Here is a 20126-nt window from a genome sequence, read left to right on the forward strand (position 1 = left end):
GCGTGCGGGGCTTCACGATGGTTGAGTTGCTGATGGTCATGGTGATCATCGGCATCCTCGCCGCCGTGGTGGGGCCGCGTTTCTTTGACCGGCGGGTGTTCGACGAGCGCCTGTTCTACGAAGAATCCCTGGCCGCCGTGCGCTACGGGCAGAAGCTGGCGGTGGCCAGCGGCTGCCTGATCCAGGTCAGCCTGGATGGCAGCGGTTACCGCCTGCGCCGCGCCGCCAACTGCACCTCCGGTGGCTTCACCAGCGAGGTGCAGGGGCCGGATGGCCAGTCTCCCTTCGCCGCGCCACTGCCCAATGGGGTCAGTGTCTCGGTGAACACCTTTCCCGTGGTATTCGACTCCCTCGGCCGTCCTTCGGCCGCGGCGAGTGCCACCCTCGGCGGCTTCACCATCAACGTGACTGCCGAAACCGGCATGGTGCGATGAAGCGCCAGGCCGGCATGACCCTGGTCGAGCTGGTGATCACCATCGTGATCATCGGTATTGCCGCCGCCGCGCTGTATAGCGCCATGGCTGCCATCACCGGGCGTTCCGCCGACCCGCTGCTGCGTCAGCAGAGCCTGAGCATTGCCGAGGGCTATCTGGAGGAGATCCTCCTGCAGCCGTTCCTCGACAGCAGCAACGCGGTCTGCCCGGCGCCGCCGGCCAGTCGCGCGAGCTTCGACAATGTCTGCGACTACAACGGCCTGAACGACAACGGCGTGCGCGATGCCCGTGGCCAGGCCATTGCCGCGCTGGCCAGCTATCGGGTGCAGGTCGCCGTTACGGCCCATGCCCTGGGCGGCCTTGCCGCCAGCGATGCGCTACTGGTGCGCGTGACGGTCACCGACCCGGCGGGCCAGACGCTGGCGCTCGACGGCATCAGGACGCGCTACTGATGCGGCGCCTGCGCGGTTTTACCCTGGTCGAGCTGGTCATGGTCATCGCCCTGGCCGGGCTGGTGGGGGTGATGATCAGCACTGTGCTGTCACGCCCGATGGAAGGCTTCCTCGGCCAGAGCCGGCGCGCCGAGCTGGTGGATATCGCCGCAGGCGCCCTGCAGCGCATGAGCCGCGATGTGCGCCTGGCCGTGCCCAACTCGCTGCGCGTTTCCGCCGATGGTCAGGCGGTGGAGCTGCTGCTGATCCACAGCGCGGCGCGCTACCGTCCCAACCGCGTCGGCGAGCAGGGTCTGCGTTTTTCCAGCGACGCGGCCGGCACCTGCAACAGCACCACCCAGGGCGGTCGCTGCGACAGCCTGCAGGTACTGGACGGCGCGTTCAACCCCGCCGGCGCGCGCTGGCTGGTGCTGTACAACATCGGCGCCGAGTCCGGTGGTAATCCGCAGCAGGGCAGCAATGTGTGGAAGTACGGCAATCCGGGGGTGATCACGCCGACCGGCACCAGCTTCACCAGCCTGGCCGGCGCCCCGGCCGGCGAGAGCCATATCGCTCTGGGCAACCTGCCGGTCGGCGGTTTCCGCTTTGCCTTCGCTTCGCCGCAGCACCGTCTGTACCTGGCCGAGACGGTGGTGGGTTACCGCTGCCAGGACGGCCAGCTGGTGCGCTACAGCTACAACGCGCTCAGCGATACCCTGCCGGCCAGCCCGCCGCCGGGCTCCAATCCACAGCCGGTGGCGCGCAGTGTGGCCAACTGCAACTTCACCTATCAATCCGGCAGCACCCAGCGCGCCGGGCTGCTCACGCTCAGCCTGGGCATCGCCCAGGACGGGGAAAACCTGCAACTGCTGCAACAGGTCCATGTCGACAATGCGCCGTGAACTTCACCTGCGTCGCGCGTCGGGCTTCGGCCTGGTGGCGGCGCTATTTCTGATCATCGTGGTGACCCTGCTGGTGATCACCATGGCGCGCCTGTCCACGGTGCAGCATGGCAGCACCAGCCTGGCCATCCAGCAGGCGCGCGCCTACCAGGCCGCGCGTGCCGGGTTGGAGTGGGGGATCAGTCAGGCGGTGCAGAGCAACCTGTGCGCCGCCGGCACCCCGAGCATGACCGGTACGGGGCTGGCCGAGTTCAGCGTCAGCGTCAGCTGCAACAGCGCCAGCTATACCGATAACGAGGGTAATCCGGTGCAGATCTTTCGTTTCACCGCCGAGGCGCAGAATGGCACGCCAGGCGGGCGCCCGGATTATGCCTATCGTCAACTGACTGCCACGGTGGAACGATGAGCCGCGTTGTCCTGCGTTGCCTGGCCCTGCTGGCTGCGCTGCTGGCGTTGCCGGCGCAGGCGGTCACCTACACCTTCAACACCAACGGTAATCCTGCTGTATCGGGCACTCCCTCGATCTGTTCGGGAAACTGGAGCCGCACCGGCGGCAGTACCTTCAATTGCGATGGCGACCTGAGTACCGCCAGCGGTGATGTGCTGACGGTGTCCAGCGCGACGACGATCACGGTCAATGCGCGACGAATCACCCTGACCGGCACGACGGTGGGAGCCACCGACCGTGCGATCAACCTGCGTGCCACCTCCAATCCGATCACCGCAACCAACTCGACCGTGATCGGCACGCTGACCGCCACGTCGGGAAGCATCAGCCTGACGGGGGGCAGTGTCAGCGGGCTGGTGCTGAGCAACTGCTGCGCCATCACCACCAATGGCACCAACCTGTCCGGCGGTGCGCGTTCGGACTCCAATCGGCTGAGCATTACCGGCGGGGTGCTGCAGGGGCCGTTCTTCGCGGGTAACAATCCGGCGACCTTCACGGGCGTGAACATGCTCTCGGGCAGCGTCAGCGGTGCCAGCACCATCACCTTCAACGACAGCACCCTGGGCAGTCCGACGTCCTACGTAGCCGTGACCTCGGCCAACGGACCGGTCAGCCTGAACACTACCACTGCCTACGGTAACTTCACGGCGCCCGGTTCCTCGACCATCGAAGTCAATAGTCCGAGCACCGTGACCGGCACCTGCTCGCCCGGCTCGACACCGGCCAACGCCTGCCGGCCCGTGCCGATCCTCAACTGGGCACTGGATGAGAGCCAGTGGACGGGCGCCGCTGGCGAAGTGCTGGACGGCACGCCCAATGGCCTCAGTGGTGCGGCCGCCGGCGGTGCCACCACTGCACGCACCTCGCCCGCGCTGCCCCAGGTCAACGCGCAGGGAACCTGTGGCTATGGGGTGTTCAACGCGGCGTCCAGCCAGTATGTGCAGCGCGCCGACAGCAACCTGCTCGACCTGCAGGGCAGTTTCACCATCGGGGTGTGGGTCCGGCCGCGTACGCGGCCGACTTCCGGGTTGATGAGCATCCTGTCCAAGGACGAGAACTACGAGTTCCACCTCAATCCCGACGGCACCATCAACTGGTGGTGGCAGACCTCTGGACCTAATGCAACCCGCGAGTTCAACAGCTCCACGGCGTTACCGACCGGACAGTGGAGCCATGTACTGATTCGCTATGCGCCGGGTGATCAGCGCATCTATATCAACGGCAACCTGGCCGGACAGGCCAGTTTCAGCGGCACGCCGGTCATCAACAACGATCCCTTGCAGCTGGGCGCGGACCAGAATTTTGCCGGGCGTTACTTCAATGGCGAACTCGACGAACTGCGTATCTACAACGTGGCCCTATCCGAAGCTCAGATCGCGGCCCTGGTGGCCGAGCGTCATCCCTGCGGTCTGAACCTGCAGTGCTTCAGCGACAACTTCAATGACGGCAGCCTGGGCGAGGACTGGGCGGTGGCCAGCCGCGGCGCCACGGCCTTTACGCCGACCGTCAGCGGCCAACGCATGCGCCTGACCAGCAGCCAGGGCAACGTCTCTACCTCGTCCACCCTGCAGCGCCTGTTCCCGGCGGCGGGCAACTATATCCAGGTGCAGTTCAAGTACTACGCCTACAACGGCAGCGGCGCCGACGGTGTTGCGGTGGTGCTGTCCGATGCGAGCGTGACGCCTCAGCCCGGCGCCTTCGGCGGTCCGCTGGGTTATGGCACCCGCGGCGATGCGGCGAACCCCGGTTTCGCCGGTGGCTGGTTGGGGGTCGGTATCGACGAGTACGGTAACTTCTCCGTCGAGGGTGGCGACAACCCGCAGCAACAGCGTCCCGACTCGGTGGCGATTCGTGGCTCGGGCAGCAGCCCCTACACCTCCGGCTATCGCTATATCGCCGGTACCGCGGCCGGTCTCAGTCCCGGGGTGGACAACGCCAGCAGCACCAGCGCCGCGCCCGGGCATACCTACCGCATCACCCTGGATGGTCGTTTCACCAGTCAGGCGCGAGTGACGGTGGAGCGCGACACCGGCAGTGGCTTCGTGGTGCTCCCCAACCTCAATGCGGTCAATGTGCTGGCGGCCGCCAATCAGCAAGCGGCGCTGCCGAGCGACTTCTATTTGTCGCTGACCGGCTCCACCGGCGGCTCGACCAATATTCATGAGCTCGACGACCTGCAGGTCTGCGCGACCGATATCAAGCCGATCGGCCAGCAGATTGATCACTTTGAACTGGTCTACGATACGGCCACGCCACTGACCTGCAATCCTCTGCCAGTGACCGTCCGAGCCTGTGCGAATGCGGCGTGCACGCAGCTTTATGTCGACCCGGTCACCGTAACGCTAAGTCCAGGTGCGGGCTGGGTAGGCGGCATGCCGCGAATTTTTAGTGGCGGGCAAGCTACTTTCAACTTGCAGGTCACCACTCCAGGAACAGTGAGTCTCGGGGTGGCCAGTTCGTCTCCCCTTGCCAAACCAAACAGCCAAACGCTCTGCTCGTCGGCTAACTGCCAGGTTGAGTTTGTCGATAGTGGCTTTTTTTTCTCCATCCCGACGCAACTGGCGAACAAGGAGTCTGAGCTCGTTACCGTATCGGCGCGCAGTCGGAATCCAGACACACAGAAGTGTGAGCCGTCCTTTAAAAGTGTGAAGCGTAATGTGTCGTTCTGGTCAGACTATCTGAATCCTGACCCTGCGGAGATTCAGGGGAAACCCCAGATAGCGCTGCGTTACAACACCCCGCTCACCGAGCCAGAGCTTGTCTCGACCGCATCTGCCACAGCGACGGTAGTGCCCCTGGATTTTGATGCGAACGCTCAGGCCAAGATTTGGGTGCGCTACCCGGACGCCGGTAAGTTGCGGCTGAATGCCAGTCACTTCAGCGAAGAGGCCTATGCGGTAGGAAGTGCCTCCTTTGTAAGCAAACCCTACGGCCTATGCCTGCAACGGCCGGCGTCCATCACCGGGGTCCTTAGCGACTGCAATGGCGCCGATTGCGCCGTTTTCCCCGGCGGCATTCGCGCCGGAGACAGCTTCCCGCTGAGCATTCGTGCCGTGGGCTGGCAGGCCGATGGCGAGGCCTTGACTGCGGAGCAGCTGTGCAGCGGCAATATCACCACGCCCAACTTCCGCCACGACGACATTGGCCTGAGCAGCGCGGTGGTGGCGCCGAGTGGTGGCGACAACGGCGTGGTCACGCCACTTGCCTATAACCATGCGTTGGGCAACGTGACCAGCTCAGCGCATTCGATTTCCGAGGTCGGTGTCTTCACCATCACCGCCACGCCTCCTCCAGGCGCCTATCTGGATGGTGAGACGGTCAGTGGTGGCAGCAGCGATCTGGTCGGCCGCTTTATCCCGGCTTACCTGAGCGCCGAGGGTAGCGCCAGCCTGACGCCCAGCTGTGGCAGCGCCTTCAGCTACCAGGGCCAGCCGATGGGCTTTGCCAGCAATCGTCAGCCGGCGCTGACGATTACCGCGAAGAACCGCAGTGACGCCGTCACCAAAAACTATGACCTTGGCTCATTCTGGAAGCTCGCCGCCCCAGCAGCAGGAACCTATAGCTCGATCACCGGTATTGCCGCGCTGGATGCGCGTCTGGGCACTCAGGGTGCTGCTAGCCTGGCTGTGGTGGGCGCCGACGATGGCGATGGGGCCCGCACCTATAGTTGGACGGGGCAGCAGCTGCTCTATCAGCCGGCCGCTCTGCCCAGTGGTGACGACTTCCCGTTCCGCGCCCTTGTCAGGCAAAGCTTCCCGGCCACCAGTCTGCGTGAAGTGGATCAGCTTCAGGAGGTCTGTTACGGCACCGGAACCGGCTGCCAAGCTTACAGCTATGACTTCGAGGACAACGCGAGTGGCAATCTGGGCAGCGAAGTCCGCCTCGGCCGTCTGCGCCTCGGCAATGCCCATGGCTCCGAGCTGCAGAGCCTGAGCCTGCCGCTGGTGCTGGAAAGCTGGCAGGACGTTGCGGGGGGCAGTTTCCAGATCGAGGCGGAGGATACCTGCACCAACTTAGGGATGCCTGCACTGGATATGTTCACCGGCAACCTTTCTCTGGGGGAAACCACGCCGACCGTTGGGGCCCCGGCCGCCGATGGTGGCAGCGTGGCGCTGAGCGCTCCCGGCACCGGTAATGACGGCTCGGTGCAGGTCAGTTTCCCTGCCTCGCCCAGCTGGCTGCAGTATCCCTGGGACGGCGCCAATCGCCAGCTGGCGCGAGGCCTGGCCAGTTTCGGCATCTACCAGGGCGCCGCGCCGCTGATTTTCCGCCGCGAGCTGTACCGCTAGCACGCAAAAAGGCCGCCTCTGGGGCGGCCTTTTTGCCTGGGGTGTAAAAGAGGGGATTCCCCGGCCTGCCTGTACCAAGGTCCCCAAAACTGGAGTTACCTGATACTAAGCAGAAGCTGTGCCAGTTTTGTTACGGCAGCCAAATTCTGTCTGTGCAAGGCAAGCCGAGTGGACGCGCGCGGACCTCCGTTACTGACTAATCTTGTGGGTGTCGTCAGTCGCCGGAAAGCCTGCATGAAAGCTATAGCCACGCTGATGCTGTGGGGTGGGTTGCTCCTGGCGCCGCTCACGTCCGCCGAGCATCTGCGCCTGGTCGGCGACGTCTGGCCACCCTTCACCGATCAGCGTCTACCCGGCAACGGGCTGGCGGTGGAACTGGTGAGTACCGCCCTGCGACGTGCCGGGCATACCGTCGAGTATGTCGAGGTGCCTTGGGCTCGGGTGCTGAGGGGGCTACAGCAGGGCGACTACGACGTGATTGTCGCGGCCTGGTACAGCGTCGAACGCAGTCGCTACGGCTTCTATTCCAGCCCCTACCTGGTCAATCGCATCCGCTTTTTGCGCCGTGCCGGCATGCCCATCCAGTACACCGGCCTGGACAGCCTGCAGCCGCACAGCATTGCCGTGGTCCGGGGCTACAGCTATGACGCGGCCTTTGATGCGGCGCAGGGCTTGAGCAAGGTGCCGGTGCTGGAGTTCGCCATGGGCGCGCGCATGCTGGCGGCCGGCAGGGTGCAGCTGACCCTGGAGGACGAGCTGGTGGCGCAATACCACCTCAACCGTGACCTGCGCGAAATCCGCAGTGCGGTGGAGTTCGTCGAGACGCCGCTGAGCGAAAACAACCTGCATATCCTCATGCGCCGCAGCCATCCTCTGCACCGGCAGATAGTCGATGGCTTTGATCGCGAGCTGGAGAACATGCGCGAGGACGGCAGCTACGGCGAGATATTTAAGCGCTATGGTCTGTAGCCGTGGCGCCTAAGGTGCGCCCACGGCCGCTGCGCTTGGCTTGATAGAGCTGCATGTCGGCCTGTTGCAGCATGTGCTCCAGATCCTGTGGCTGACCGTGGCAGACGCCGGCGCTGAAGCTCAGCGCTGGGGCGTCGTGCGCGTACTTCAGGGTGGCGCAGTGCAGGCGCAGCGCGTCCAGGCGTGCGCCTAGCGTGGCACCGTCGAGCTGGCTGATCAGGGCGAACTCCTCGCCGCCCAGGCGGCCGCAGAGGGCGTCGGGGAAGGCCTGTTGCAGGGCGCTGGCAAACAGGACCAGGGCATTGTCGCCACTGGCATGGCCGAAGTTGTCGTTGATGTGCTTGAAGTGGTCGAGGTCGAGCATGGCGACGCCCGCCGTACGCTTGCCCTTCTGTGCCAGACGCAGCAGTTCCGTGCCCTGCTCGTAGAAGGCGCGGCGGTTGCACAGCCCGGTCAGCGAGTCGAACAGCGCTGCCTGCTTGAGGGCCTGCAGCATGTCGCGGCGCTCCAGGCTGGACATCACCCGGCAGTTCAGTTCCTCGGGGCAGAAGGGCTTGCGCAGGAAGTCGTCGGCGCCGTGCTTGATGAACATGGCGCTGAGCGAGCCCTTGGCGTCGGCGGACAGGCCGAGAATGATCAGCTCGTGACGTTTCATCTTCTGGCGCAACAGCTTGACCAGCTCGAAACCACTGATGCCGGGCATGCTGTGGTCCACCAGGAACAGGCCGATATCGGGCTGTTCCTGCAGGATGCGCAGTGCCTCATCGCCATCGCAGGCATCGATGATCTGATACAGGTGGGGCGTGAGAATGCGGCGGATGAAGTGGCGCGTGGCGTCGGAGTCCTCGGCGACCAGAATCTTCACGTGGCTGTTGCGCTCCAGCCGGTGGATCAGGCGGAAGGCGTATTCGTAGGAGTGCTGGCTCTCCTTCAGCACATAGTCGACCACGCCCTTGAGCAGCAGCTCGTCGCGGCGGTGCTCGTCGTAGGAGCCACTGAGCACGATGCAGGGCAGGCTGTACTGCAGCACCAGGTCGACGATCTCGCCATGCGGCGCGTCCGGCAGGTTGAGGTCGACGATGGCGGCGAAAAACAGCGCCGAGGAGGCTTCCAGCAGTACCTGGGCCTCGCCCAGGGAGGCGCAGAACAAAGGCTGCAGATCGGGTTCCTGGCGGAACAGGTGCTCGAGAATCTTCAGGACCAGCGGGCTGTCTTCCACCACCAGAATATTGCGCATTGCCAGGCCTTCCCCCTAGAGCATCCGTACTTTCACGGCACGTCCCTTGATCTTGCCGCTTTGTAGGCGCTGCAGGGCCTCGCGGGCAACGCTGCGCTCCACGGCGACATAGGCCTGGTAGTCGAAGATGGCGATCTTGCCGACCTTGTCGCCGGGAATGCCGGCATCACCGGTGAGGGCGCCGAGGATATCGCCCGGGCGCAGCTTGTCCTTGCGCCCGGCCGCCAGACACAGGCTGTGCATCGGCGGCAGCAGCGCCTCGCCCTTGTCCTTCAGTTCGCCGAGCAGTTGCCAGGTCAGCGGGCTGCCTTGCAGTTCTTCGATGGCCTGGGCGCGGTAGGCCTCGCTCGGGGCCACCAGCGACAACGCCAGGCCTTTCTCACCGGCGCGGCCACTGCGGCCGATACGGTGGATGTGCACCTGGGCATCGCGCGCCAGTTCGACGTTGATCACCAGCTCCAGGCCGGCCACGTCCAGGCCGCGCGCGGCGACGTCAGTGGCCACCAGCACGCTGAGGCTGCGGTTGGCGAACAGGGTCAGCACCTGATCGCGGTCGCGTTGCTCCAGGTCGCCGTGCAGGGCAGCGGCGGAAATCTTTTCCGATTCGAGCAGGGCGGCCAGTTCGTCGCATTGCTGGCGGGTGGCACAGAAGGCCACCGCCGGTTGCTTGCGGAAGTGGCGCAGCAGGCGGATCACCGCGTCCATGCGCTGCTTGGGGTCGATTTCGTAGAAGCGCTGCTCGATCTGCCCGTCATCGTGCAGGGCTTCGACCTGCACGCGCTCAGGATCACGCAAGAAGCGTGCGGCCAGCTGCTCGATGCCGGCCGGGTAGGTGGCGGAGAACAGCAGGGTCTGGCGCTTGGCCGGGGTCTGCTCTATGACCTCCGCGATGCTGTCGAAGAAGCCCATGTCGAGCATGCGGTCGGCTTCGTCCAGCACCAGGGTATTCAGCCCGTCCAGTTTCAGGGTGCCCTTGCGCAGGTGCTCCTGGATGCGCCCCGGGGTGCCGACGATGATGTGTGCGCCATGCTCCAGCGAGCCGATCTGCGGGCCCAGCGGCACGCCGCCGCAAAGGGTGAGGATCTTGATGTTGTCAGCGGCACGGGCCAGGCGGCGCAGTTCCTTGGCCACCTGGTCGGCCAGCTCGCGGGTCGGGCACAGCACCAGCGCCTGGCAGCCGAAGAAGCGCGGATTCAGCGGGTGCAGCAGGCCGATGCCAAAGGCGGCGGTCTTGCCGCTGCCGGTCTTGGCCTGGGCGATCAGGTCGCGGCCCTTGAGGATCAGCGGCAGGCTGGCCGCCTGGATGGGCGTCATCTCGGCATAGCCGAGTGCGGCGAGGTTGTCGCGCATGGCGGCGGACAGCGGCAGGGAAGCGAAGGCGGTGGTCACGGAGCGAACCTGGCAGTGGCGGTTGTCGATTGTAGCAGGCCCCTCAGAGCTCCTGCCTCAGCTCGGCGATGCGTGCGTCCTTGTCCTGCCACAGCTGGCTGACCCAGCTCTGGATGTACTGGCGGAATTCCGGGTCATTTTCGTAGTCGCCAGCCCAGAGCGTGGGCGGCAGCTCGCGGGTGCGGATGTCCATGATCACCCGGGGTACCTGGCCGCTGATCAGTTTCCAGAACCCCGGCGCGCGCTGGCCCGGATACACCAGGGTGACATCGAGCAGGGCGTCCAGCTGCGGGCCCAGGGCGGCGAGGGTGAAGGCCACGCCACCGGCCTTGGGCTTGAGCAGGTGCTGGTAGGGCGAGCCCTGTTGCGCCTGCTTGGCGGCGGTGAAGCGGGTGCCTTCCAGGTAGTTGACCACCGTGACGTTGAGGTTCTTGAAGCGTTCGCAGGCGCGCTTGGTGATCTCCAGGTCCTGGCCGGCCATCTCCGGATGCCGGGCCAGGTAGGCCTTGGAATAGCGCTTCATGAAGGGATAGTCCAGGGCCCAGAAGGCCAGGCCGAGGAAGGGTACCCAGATCAGCTCCTGCTTGAGGAAGAACTTGAAGTAGGGCGTCTTGCGGTTGAAGGCCTGGACCAGGGCGGGGATGTCCACCCAGGACTGGTGATTGCTCACCACCAGGTAGGAGCGGTCGCGGCGCAGGCCCTCGCCGCCGCGAATGTCCCACACGGTGGGGGTGAGGGTGGCGAAGATCAGCTTGTCGATCTCGGCCCAGGTTTCGGCGACCCACATCACCCCACGTGAACAGGCCGTGCGCAGAGTTTTGCCGGGTAGCACCAGTTTGAGCAGGGCGATCAGCATCATCGGGCCGATCAGGACTAGAGTATTGAGCAGCAGCAGTAGGATTACGCTGCCGGCGATGAACAGTCGACGCATGGCTTCTCCTTGTCGCAGGCAAGGCCATGATAACGAGCGCGTTCGTCGTCCGGGGCAACAAATAAATGCCTGCTGGCAATGTGCCGCGTTCGTGGCTGGCGTATCCTTGTGCACTGAAACAACCAGATCATCGGCTCCTCCATCGTGCTCAAACGTATTGCGGTTACCGAGCTGTGCCTCGGCATGTACATTCACGAATTCTGTGGTTCATGGATGGACCATCCGTTCTGGCGAGGGCGTTTCCTGCTCGACAACGAGCGCGACTTGCAGCGCGTGCGCGACAGCGAGGTGCGCGAGGTCTGGATCGACGTCAGCAAGGGGCTGGACGTGGCTGCCGGGCATGCCAGCCAGACTGTCGAAGAGGTCGAAGCCGAGACCGAGGCCCGCCTGCAGGCCGTGGCCGAGAGCCCGTTGCCGCCGGCCCGTGCCAGTCTTGAGGATGAGGTGCAGCGCGCGCTCAAGTTGTGCGCGCAGTCCAAGGCCGCCGTGGTCGAGATGTTCAGTGACGCGCGCATGGGCCAGGCCATCGCGACTGATCAGGTAACCCAGCTGGTCGAGGAGATCTCCGACTCGGTGCTGCGTCACCCCAACGCGCTGATCAGCCTGGCCCGGCTGAAGACCAGCGATGAATACACCTACATGCATTCGGTGGCGGTCTGCGCCCTGATGATCGCCCTGGCGCGCCAGCTTGGCCTGCCCGAACGGCAGGTGCGCGAGGCGGGCGAAGCCGGTCTGCTGCATGACATCGGCAAGATGGCGATTCCCGACGCCATCCTGAACAAGCCCGGCAAGCTGACCGACGGGGAGTTCGACACCATGCGCAGCCACCCGGAAAAAGGCGCGCAGATGCTGCTGGACTGCGGCCAGATCAGCGCGCTGGTGCTCGATGTTTGCCTGCACCATCACGAGAAATACGACGGCTCCGGCTATCCGCATCGCCTGAGTGGCGAGCAGATCAGCCTGTTCGCGCGCATGGGGGCAGTGTGCGACGTCTATGACGCCATTACCTCGGACCGCCCCTACAAGAAGGGGTGGGACCCGGCCGAGTCGATCCGCAAGATGGCCGAATGGAAAGGCCACTTCGACCCTCAGGTGTTCCAGGCCTTCGTCAAGTCGGTGGGTATCTATCCGGTGGGGGCACTGGTGCGCCTGGAGAGCGGTCGTCTTGGCGTGGTCATGGAACAGAACGACAAGTCGTTGCTGATGCCGCGCGTCAAGGTGTTCTTCTCGGCGCGCTCCAGGTTGCCGATTCCCCAGGAAGTGGTCGACCTGGCCAAGCTGGTCGGGCGTGACAAGATCGTCGGTCGCGAATCGGCCGAAGAGTGGGGCTTCAAGAACATCGAGGAGCTTTGGTCCGGGCTGGAGGCACGCAGCGGCTCGTATTTCGGCTGACCGCCGCGCGATGATTGACGTGCCCGGCAGCATGCGGCACCGTTTCGCAATCATCAGCCGGTCGCACGGACGCCATGCCGCACATCCTCATAGTCGAAGACGAAGCCGCCATCGCCGACACCCTGGTGTTTGCCCTGCAGGGAGAGGGCTTCAGCACGACCTGGCTGAGTCTTGCCGAGGCGGCGCTGGAGTACCAGCAGCGCACCCCGGCTGACTTGCTGATCCTCGACGTCGGCCTGCCGGACATCAGCGGCTTCGAGGCCTGCAGGCGATTGCGCCGTTTCTCCGAGGTGCCGGTGATCTTCCTCACCGCGCGTGATGCCGAGATAGATCGCGTGGTTGGTCTGGAGATCGGCGCCGACGATTATGTCGTCAAGCCCTTCAGCCCGCGCGAGGTGGCGGCGCGGGTGCGGGCCATTCTCAAGCGCATGGCGCCACGTCCGGTGGAGCCGCTGGCGGCCACGGGCCCGTTCCGGGTCGACAGCGAGCGCGTGCAGATTCACTACCGTGAGCAGCAGCTGGCATTGACCCGCCATGAGTTTCGTCTGTTGCAGACGTTGCTGGCGCAGCCGGAGAGAGTCTTTTCCCGCGAGCAGCTGCTCGATGCGCTCGGCGTGCCCGCCGACGCCGGTTATGAGCGCAACATCGACAGCCATATCAAGAGTCTGCGTGCCAAGCTGCGCCAGGTCGCGGCCGACGCGGAGCCGATCCAGACCCATCGCGGGCTGGGCTACAGCTACAGCCCCAGAAGTGCCTAGCCGGTTGCGGTCTGCCACCGCGCCGCGTGCTAACCCGGTGCTCAGGATAATCTTCATGCAACGACTGTTCGTGTGCCTGCCAGGAGCGCTGCCATGCCACTAGGCGTTCGCATCTTCCTGGTGTACTTCCTGTTCGTCGGCCTGGCCGGCTGGTTCGTGCTCAGCACGGTGATGGACGAGATCCGCCCCGGCGTGCGCCAGTCCACCGAGGAAACCCTGGTCGATACCGCCAACCTGCTGGCCGAGATCCTGCGTGACGAGGTGAAGAATGGCAGCCTGGCCCAGGGCCGCCTGCCCGAGCTGCTCAAGGCCTATGGCCAGCGCCAGCCGCAGGCGCAGATCTGGGGCGTGGAGAAACGCGCCGTCAGCCATCGCATCTACGTCACCGATGCGCGCGGCATTGTGCTGCTCGACTCGAGCGGCGTCGCGGTCGGCCAGGACTACTCGCGCTGGAACGATGTCTATCTGACGCTGCGTGGCGAGTACGGCGCCCGTTCCACCCGCGAGGACCCGGCCGACGAGGACAGCTCGGTGATGTACGTGGCGGCGCCGATCAAGGATGCTGGGCAGATCATCGGGGTGGTTTCGGTGGCCAAGCCGAACAAGTCGCTGCAGCCCTATATCGAGCGCTCGCAGCGGCGCCTGGGCTGGCTCGGCGCCGGGCTGATCGTGCTCGGTCTGCTGATCGGCGGTGTGCTGTCCTGGTGGCTCAGCGGCTCGCTGCGCCAGCTCACCCGCTACGCCAGCGCGGTCAGTCGCGGCGAACGCGCCGAGTTGCCGAGCTTGCGTGGCGGCGAGCTGAAGCAACTGGCCGAGGCGGTGCAGAAGATGCGCACCGAGCTGGAAGGCAAGGCCTACGTCGAGCAGTACGTGCACACCCTGACCCATGAGCTGAAGAGCCCGCTGGCGGCCATTCGGGGGGCCGCCGAATTGCTCGAGGGCGAGATGCCGGCCGAGCAGCGGCAGCGCTTCGTGGCCAACATCGCCAGTGAGGGCGCGCGCCTGCAGCAGCTGATCGAGCGCCTGCTCAACCTGGCCCTGGTAGAGCAGCGCCAGGGGCTGGAAGAGCGGGTGGCGATCGAGTTGCGCGATCTCGTCGAGGAGCTGCTGCGAGGGCAGGCTGCGCGCATCCAGGCGGCTGGCCTGCGGGTGGAGAACGCCATTGCTGCTGGTCTGCACGTGCCGGGCGAGCGCTTCCTGCTGCGCCAGGCATTGGCCAACCTGCTGGAGAACGCTCTTGATTTCACCCCCGCAGGCGGCCTGCTGCGCTTCACCGCCGAGGTGCGCGCCGATGGCGTGGACCTGGCTCTGTTCAACCAGGGAGTGGCGATTCCCGAGTACGCCCTGCCGCGTCTGACCGAGCGTTTCTATTCGTTGCCACGGCCTGCGAGCGGGCGCAAGAGCACCGGCCTGGGGCTCAATTTCGTGCAGGAAGTGGCTTCGCTACACAGTGGCGAGCTGAGCCTGCGCAATGTCGAGGGGGGCGTGCGCGCCAGCCTGCGTTTGCCGTTAACCTGAACGGCGGCGAGGTGGACTATGCTTCGTCGCAGAACCCAGCAGGCGCCTGCCAGGGGCATCGCCTGACGAGAAGACGACAACAGCCGGGGAGGCGTTGCATGAAGACCGTTGCGGAACTGCTCAGAACCAAACCCAGCACCTACGTGCATCACATCAGTCCGGAGGCCTCGGTGCTGGATGCGGTCAAGCTGCTGGCCGAGAAGAAGATCGGTGCGCTGTTGGTGATGGCCGGTGGACGCCTGGTGGGGATCGTCAGCGAGCGTGACTATGTGCGCAAGCTGGCTGAGCTGGAACGCGCCGCCTTCGACGCGCGGGTTGCCGACATCATGACCGCCGAGGTGATCACCGTCGGCCCGCGTGACGGCGTGCAGCACTGTCTGCAGATGATGACCGACCACCGTCTTCGCCACTTGCCGGTGGTGGCCGAGGGCGAGCTGATCGGCATGCTGTCGATCGGTGACCTGGTCAAGCAGACCATCGACGACCAGGCCAGCCTGATCCAGCAGCTGGAACAGTACATTCGCGGCGGCTGAGCCCACACAAACTCCACACAGACTCCACATCCCTCGCACGGCGCCGCCACGGGCGCCGTTGAGACTCTCCCCACGGTCCAACCCAAGGAGAGTCCCCATATGAACCGCAATCTGCTGATCAAGCTCGGCGCCATTGCCGCGCTGATGCTGCTGCTGATGATCCCGATCCTGATGATCGACGGCATGGTCGAGGAGCGCCAGGCGCTGCGCGATGGCGTGCTGGAAGATATTGCGCGCAGTTCCAGCTATAGCCAGAAAATCACCGGTCCGCTGCTGGTGGCGCCCTACCGCAAGACCGTACGCGAGTGGAAAACCCACGAGAAGACCGGTCAGCGCTACCTCGAGGAAAGCGAGGTGAGTGGTCGCCTCTATTTCCTGCCGGAGCGCCTGGCCGTCGGTAGCGAGATCAGTACCGAGCTGCGTGCCCGCGGCATCTACCAGGCGCGCCTGTTCCACAGCAACAGCCGCCTCACCGGCCATTTCCAGGTACCCGCCAACTTCGGCGTGACCGAGGATATCGGCGACTACACCTTCAGTGAGCCCTTCATCAGCGTTGGCATCAGCGATATCCGCGGCATCAAGAACAACCTGGTGCTCGAGCAGGGCGAGCGCAAGCTGCCGTTCCAGCCCGGCAGCGCCGACTCGATGCTCGGTGCCGGCGTGCATGCGCCGTTGCCGATGGCGGTGGCCGACGTGCATCAAGGGCAGCGCCTGGACTTCGCCTTCGACCTGCTGCTGCAGGGCACGGGCGAGCTGAGCATCGCCCCGGTCGGCCGCGAGACCCAGGTCGACCTGAGCGCCGACTGGCCGCACCCGAGCTTCATTGGCGAGTACCTGCCGAGCGAGCGTGAGATCAGCGGTAGCGGATTTACCGCGCGCTGGCAGACCAGCTTCTTCGCCACCAACATGGAGGAGGCCCTGAGCGAGTGTGCCTACGGCGGTGAATGCAACGCCTTCCTGGGTCGCCAGTTCGGTGTCAGCTTCGTCGACCCGGTGGACCAGTACCTGAAGAGCGACCGCGCGTTGAAGTACGCACTGCTGTTCATCGGCCTGACCTTTGCCGGCTTCTTCCTCTTCGAGGTGCTCAAGCGTCTGGCCGTGCACCCGGTGCAGTACGGCCTGGTCGGCCTGTCGCTGGCGATGTTCTACCTGCTGCTGCTGTCGCTGGCCGAGCACATGGCCTTTGCCCGGGCCTATGCCCTGGCGGCCTCGGCCTGCGTGCTGCTGATCGGCTTCTATGTCAGCCATGTGCTGCACAGCTGGCTGCGCGGCGGCGGCTTCACCGCGGCCCTGGCCGGGCTCTACGCCATGCTCTATGCCCTGTTGTCCGCCGAGGATTACGCCCTGCTGATGGGCTCGCTACTGGTGTTCGGCCTGCTCGCCGCAGTGATGGTACTGACCCGCCGTCTCGACTGGTATGGCCTGGGCAAACCGGCCGTCGTCGCCTGATATCGACCCGGCGCGGCGTAGGCCGCGCCCTCTGCGAGGAAATCGTCATGTTGCGTTTGCTGATGCAGTTTTCCGCCTGCTTTGCTCTCGGCCTGGTGGTGGCCGGGATACTCCTGATCGGCCTGATGTTCTTTGGCCAGTTCGACCTGATCCACGGCCTCAACCTCAGCGGCCGGCCGCTGGCCAGTGTCGCCCTGACGCTGCTGCCGGAAGGCTTCTGGGATGCCCTGACCGGCGTGCCGGATGCCGCCGGCAATGCCCATGTCCAGTCGTTCCTGCAGCTGTGCGTGGCCCTGGCGCAGGTCGCTCTGCTGCTGGGCGCCGGTTTCTTCCGCCTGTGGTACCGCACATGAGCGGCCGCGTCGGACTGCGCGAGGAGTCGCGCCTGGGGCACCTGCTGGCGCGGCGCATTGCCCGCCTGTTTCCACGGCCACTGCGGCCCGTGACGGACCTGCGCCGGGAGCCTGCACCATGGCGTTGAGGGCAGGTACTCCCTGGTACTTCACGGTGGGCCTGATCGGCGGTATCACCCTGGCCTACCTGCTGAGCGTGCAACTGGGCCTGTTGCTGCCGTCCTGGCCGTTCAACGCCCTGTTCACCCCGCTGGCCATGTTCAGCCTGGCGCTGCAGACACCCTATCTGCGGCGCCCGCAGGCCGCCAACCTGGCGAGCTGGCGCCTGGGGGCTCTCCTGGGGGTTGCCGCGCTGGCGCTGGCCTGGTTGTTCTATGCCTACGGAGGGGCGCTATGAGCCCGTTGACGAACGCTCTGTATGTTGTTGCCCAACTGCTCTATCGCGCCGTGCTGCTGTGGTTCTGCCTGCTCCTGCTGCTCTACCTGGGCTACAAGCTGGCCGAACGCAGTTATGCGATCGATGCGCTGCCGGCTCCACTCGAGGTGGATGGTCTGGTGCTGGTCGGCGGTGAGAGCGGGTTTCGCGAAGGCTGTGGTGTCGCCGTGCTGCGCATGTCGCCTGCCCTGCGCGCGCGCCTGCAACGCGAGGGGCTGGCGGCGCTGCAGGATGCGCGTCAGGCGCGCGGCTATGCGGACGATGACTACTACCACTACGAGCCGTGGCAGACGCTGCCCGCGCCGGGCGAGGGCGACATGCTGTCGCCGATCTTCCTCGGGTTGCAGTGCGCCGATGCCGATGACGAGCTGAGCGCACGGATTGGCCGGGCCAGCCAGGGCTATTACACCACCAAGCACGAAGGTGCCCTGCTGGTCCTGCCGCGCGAGGGGCTGATCGTGTTTGGTTACTTCGGGTGAGGTCTGGGTCTGCGAAAGCTTTACGCCGACACCTTAGAATCCGGCGATCAACACAAGCGAGGGTGTTCAGGGATGAAATCGACGGGAAGAGGGCTGGTCGTGGTGGCTGCTCTGCTGGCCGGCATGGCACAGGCGCAGGATTGTCGCGAGCAGTTGCCACAGATTCTGGCCAGTGCTTACGGAGCGGCACCGCCCGTGGCGCTGGAGCAGGTGATCTGCAAGGTCTGGCCGGCGCGCTCCGAGCTGACGCTGGTTGCGGTGCCGCTGCCGCGGGCCGAGCATGACGGCTATGGCGAAACCGATCTGGAGCTGCTGGTGGCCGGAAGCTCCAGCGGCCAGGTGAGTGTGAGGAAGTTGCTGCCGGGTGAGCTGGACTGGGATGCGGTCTATGTGTCTGGCATCTCGTTCGATACCGCGCCCTACTGGGTAAGCGAGAGGCGGCTGGCCTTCGGCGTGCGGGTTTCACGAAATGGTAGTTCGCGGGCCAATCCATTCTTCGAGCAGTCCTTGAACCTCTATGTCCTGGATGGCGACGCTATTCGCCCGGTTCTCAGCGATCTCGTGATGGCGGAGGGCTCCGGTGAGTGGGACACCAACTGCGCGGGCGAGTGGAACGATATGAAGCGGACCTTGGCGCTGGCCGAGCAGGCCGGCCCCAATGGCTATAACGACATCATCTTGCGTGAGAATCGCACCTTCAGCAGCGCTGAGGTCCGCGGTGATGAGTGTGTGTCGGTTGATGAAAACAGAGGGCAGCAGCGCTACCGCCTCACCTACGACGGCGAGCGCTACGTGGTGCCGAAGGAGCTGCAGCGCCTGCGCTGATCAGTGCGGTAGCGTGGCCTGCATCGACGGCCGCTGGCTGACATCGGCAAACCAGCCGGCCAGGCCCGGGAAGCGCCCGCGCCAGCCCAGCTGCGGCTGGCGCAGGTCGAGGTAGCCGAGGGCACAGGCCAGGCCGATGGCGGCGATATCGAAGCGGCTGGCGATCTCGGCCAGGCAGTCCTGCTCAAAGTAGGCCAGGGCGCGCTCGATCTTGTCCTGCTGGGCGGCCTGCCACTGCTCCCAGCGCTTGTCCTCGGGGCGCAGAAAGGTCTCGTAGCGCAGCAGCACGGCGGCATCGAGGACGGCATCGGCCAGCGAGGCCAGGGTCAGACGGCGCCAGCGCGCGCTGCCGGTGGGGATCAGCGGCTCGCCGACGTGCTGGCTGTCGAGGTAGTCAAGGATCACCCGGCTGTCGTGCAGCACGTTGCCGTCGGCCAGGCGCAGGGCCGGGATCTTGCCGGCCGGGTTGCCCTCCAGTACCGCCGCGCTGGGCGCCACCGGGCTGAGCTGCACCTCGTGCAGGGCCACCCGCTCGGTCTGCCCGGTCTCATGCAGCAGCACCATCACCTTGCGCACGAAGGGCGAGGCGGGGGAGTGGAACAGGGTCATGGTGCTCATGGTGGTTCTCCGTTAGGGTGCGGGCGCCACGAACCAGAGCTGGGGTTGCCAGCGACTGGTGCGGAGCGTGCAGTCGCGCCCCGAGGCTGCGCGATGACGCAGATCAGTGGCCGAGATGGCGCTCGACCCAGGCAGCATAAGCGTCGATGAACTTCTGCAGGAAGCCCTCGATGCCGGCGTCCAGCTTACCGCTGTCGTCGAAGAACTTGCCGGCGCCACCCAGGTAGGCCTCTGGCTGCTGCAGCACGTAGACGTCGAGGAACACCAGGCACTGGCGCAGATGGTGATTGGCGCCGAAGCCGCCGATGGCGCCCGGCGAGGCGCTCAGCACGGCGCCCGGCTTGCCGCTGAACACGCTCTGCCCGTAGGGGCGCGAACCGACATCGATGGCGTTCTTCATCGGCGCGGGAATCGAGCGGTTGTACTCGGGGGTGACGAACAGCAGGGCGTCGGCGCCCCTGACCTGTTCACGGAAGCGGCGATAGGCCTCGGGCGCGGTGCTGATGTCGATGTCCTCGTCATACAGGGGCAGGTCACCGATCTCGACCAGCTGCAACTGCAGCGAGGGCGGTGCCAGTTCGGCCAGCGCCAGGGCCAGCTTGCGATTGATCGAGGCCTTGCGCAGGCTGCCGACCAAGACGGCGACCTTGTGGATCTTGCTCATGGGACTTCCTCGTGTGCTAAGAGGGTGAGCGGGAACTATAGACCCGCATGGCCGTAATCGATCCGCTGGCC

20 protein-coding genes are annotated in these 20126 nt (G+C 65.4%); 15 read left to right on the top strand and 5 right to left on the bottom strand.

Annotated elements, in window-relative coordinates; genetic code table 11:
- Window positions 1-2 precede the first annotated feature (2 nt).
- The 6 genes from ACOAPY_RS02845 (at window position 3) to ACOAPY_RS02870 (ending at window position 7473) form a co-directional block, all read left to right on the top strand.
- Window positions 3-434, top strand: a complete 432-nt coding sequence (locus ACOAPY_RS02845) for a prepilin-type N-terminal cleavage/methylation domain-containing protein (RefSeq protein ID WP_465154966.1) — start codon at window positions 3-5, stop codon at window positions 432-434.
- Entirely contained in the window at window positions 431-886 is a 456-nt protein-coding gene (locus tag ACOAPY_RS02850) for a prepilin-type N-terminal cleavage/methylation domain-containing protein (RefSeq protein ID WP_465154967.1), read from the top strand. Before ACOAPY_RS02845 ends, ACOAPY_RS02850 begins: the two co-directional genes overlap by 4 nt.
- Window positions 886-1767: a PulJ/GspJ family protein gene (locus ACOAPY_RS02855; RefSeq protein ID WP_465154968.1), complete on the top strand. Its 882-nt coding sequence runs from the start codon at window positions 886-888 to the stop codon at window positions 1765-1767. The genes ACOAPY_RS02850 and ACOAPY_RS02855 overlap by 1 nt, the downstream gene beginning before the upstream one ends.
- Entirely contained in the window at window positions 1757-2173 is a 417-nt protein-coding gene (locus ACOAPY_RS02860) for a hypothetical protein (protein ID WP_465154969.1), read from the top strand. Before ACOAPY_RS02855 ends, ACOAPY_RS02860 begins: the two co-directional genes overlap by 11 nt.
- Window positions 2170-6504 carry a DUF6701 domain-containing protein gene (locus ACOAPY_RS02865; RefSeq protein WP_465154970.1) on the top strand — a complete coding sequence of 1445 codons (4335 nt, stop codon included), beginning with the start codon at window positions 2170-2172 and terminating at the stop codon, window positions 6502-6504. Before ACOAPY_RS02860 ends, ACOAPY_RS02865 begins: the two co-directional genes overlap by 4 nt.
- A gap of 234 nt (window positions 6505-6738) precedes the next feature.
- Window positions 6739-7473 carry a substrate-binding periplasmic protein gene (locus tag ACOAPY_RS02870; RefSeq protein WP_465154971.1) on the top strand — a complete coding sequence of 245 codons (735 nt, stop codon included), beginning with the start codon at window positions 6739-6741 and terminating at the stop codon, window positions 7471-7473.
- Here the strand turns inward: ACOAPY_RS02870 and ACOAPY_RS02875 are convergent.
- The 3 genes from ACOAPY_RS02875 to ACOAPY_RS02885 are packed head-to-tail and all read right to left on the bottom strand — an operon-like array spanning window position 7454 to window position 11030.
- The gene (locus ACOAPY_RS02875) at window positions 7454-8710 is read right to left on the bottom strand and encodes a diguanylate cyclase domain-containing protein (protein WP_465154972.1); all 1257 of its coding nucleotides are present in this window, start codon (window positions 8708-8710) and stop codon (window positions 7454-7456) included. The genes ACOAPY_RS02870 and ACOAPY_RS02875 overlap by 20 nt on opposite strands.
- Window positions 8711-8725: 15 nt before the next feature.
- Window positions 8726-10099: an ATP-dependent RNA helicase DbpA gene (gene dbpA, locus ACOAPY_RS02880; protein WP_465154973.1), complete on the bottom strand. Its 1374-nt coding sequence runs from the start codon at window positions 10097-10099 to the stop codon at window positions 8726-8728.
- A 43-nt stretch (window positions 10100-10142) separates the two neighbouring features.
- Window positions 10143-11030, bottom strand: coding sequence for an acyltransferase (locus ACOAPY_RS02885; protein ID WP_465154974.1), 888 nt, complete (start codon window positions 11028-11030; stop codon window positions 10143-10145).
- A 144-nt stretch (window positions 11031-11174) separates the two neighbouring features.
- Here ACOAPY_RS02885 and ACOAPY_RS02890 point away from each other — a divergent pair, with 144 nt between their 5' ends.
- The 9 genes from ACOAPY_RS02890 to ACOAPY_RS02930 all read left to right on the top strand — a co-directional run bounded on the left by ACOAPY_RS02890 (window position 11175) and on the right by ACOAPY_RS02930 (window position 18773).
- Entirely contained in the window at window positions 11175-12422 is a 1248-nt protein-coding gene (locus tag ACOAPY_RS02890; RefSeq protein WP_465154975.1) for an HD-GYP domain-containing protein, read from the top strand.
- A gap of 74 nt (window positions 12423-12496) precedes the next feature.
- Entirely contained in the window at window positions 12497-13180 is a 684-nt protein-coding gene (creB, locus tag ACOAPY_RS02895) for a two-component system response regulator CreB (protein ID WP_076582537.1), read from the top strand.
- Between the two features lie 93 nt (window positions 13181-13273).
- The gene (creC, locus tag ACOAPY_RS02900) at window positions 13274-14698 is read left to right on the top strand and encodes a two-component system sensor histidine kinase CreC (protein ID WP_465154976.1); all 1425 of its coding nucleotides are present in this window, start codon (window positions 13274-13276) and stop codon (window positions 14696-14698) included.
- 98 nt (window positions 14699-14796) lie between these two features.
- The gene (locus tag ACOAPY_RS02905) at window positions 14797-15231 is read left to right on the top strand and encodes a CBS domain-containing protein (protein WP_237046215.1); all 435 of its coding nucleotides are present in this window, start codon (window positions 14797-14799) and stop codon (window positions 15229-15231) included.
- Window positions 15232-15330: 99 nt separating this feature from the next.
- Window positions 15331-16680, top strand: a complete 1350-nt coding sequence (gene creD / locus ACOAPY_RS02910; RefSeq protein ID WP_465154977.1) for a cell envelope integrity protein CreD — start codon at window positions 15331-15333, stop codon at window positions 16678-16680.
- A 107-nt stretch (window positions 16681-16787) separates the two neighbouring features.
- Window positions 16788-17033 carry a hypothetical protein gene (locus tag ACOAPY_RS02915; protein ID WP_372237629.1) on the top strand — a complete coding sequence of 82 codons (246 nt, stop codon included), beginning with the start codon at window positions 16788-16790 and terminating at the stop codon, window positions 17031-17033.
- Window positions 17034-17151: 118 nt separating this feature from the next.
- Entirely contained in the window at window positions 17152-17430 is a 279-nt protein-coding gene (locus ACOAPY_RS02920) for a hypothetical protein (RefSeq protein WP_465154978.1), read from the top strand.
- A complete protein-coding gene (locus ACOAPY_RS02925) occupies window positions 17427-17948 on the top strand; it encodes a hypothetical protein (RefSeq protein ID WP_465154979.1) in 522 nt (173 codons plus the stop codon). The genes ACOAPY_RS02920 and ACOAPY_RS02925 overlap by 4 nt, the downstream gene beginning before the upstream one ends.
- A gap of 72 nt (window positions 17949-18020) precedes the next feature.
- The gene (locus ACOAPY_RS02930) at window positions 18021-18773 is read left to right on the top strand and encodes a PA3715 family protein (protein WP_465154980.1); all 753 of its coding nucleotides are present in this window, start codon (window positions 18021-18023) and stop codon (window positions 18771-18773) included.
- On the opposite strand, the gene ACOAPY_RS02935 is transcribed toward ACOAPY_RS02930, so the two are convergent.
- Window positions 18774-19391 carry a glutathione S-transferase gene (locus ACOAPY_RS02935; RefSeq protein WP_465154981.1) on the bottom strand — a complete coding sequence of 206 codons (618 nt, stop codon included), beginning with the start codon at window positions 19389-19391 and terminating at the stop codon, window positions 18774-18776. It abuts the gene before it with no gap.
- Window positions 19392-19494: 103 nt separating this feature from the next.
- Complete coding sequence (locus ACOAPY_RS02940; protein ID WP_465154982.1) at window positions 19495-20055, bottom strand: NADPH-dependent FMN reductase; 561 nt, start codon at window positions 20053-20055, stop codon at window positions 19495-19497.
- Window positions 20056-20126 lie beyond the last annotated feature (71 nt).

Origin of the sequence: Pseudomonas stagnisoli (assembly GCF_048595745.1) — a bacterium.
GTDB lineage: Bacteria > Pseudomonadota > Gammaproteobacteria > Pseudomonadales > Pseudomonadaceae > Aquipseudomonas > Aquipseudomonas alcaligenes_A.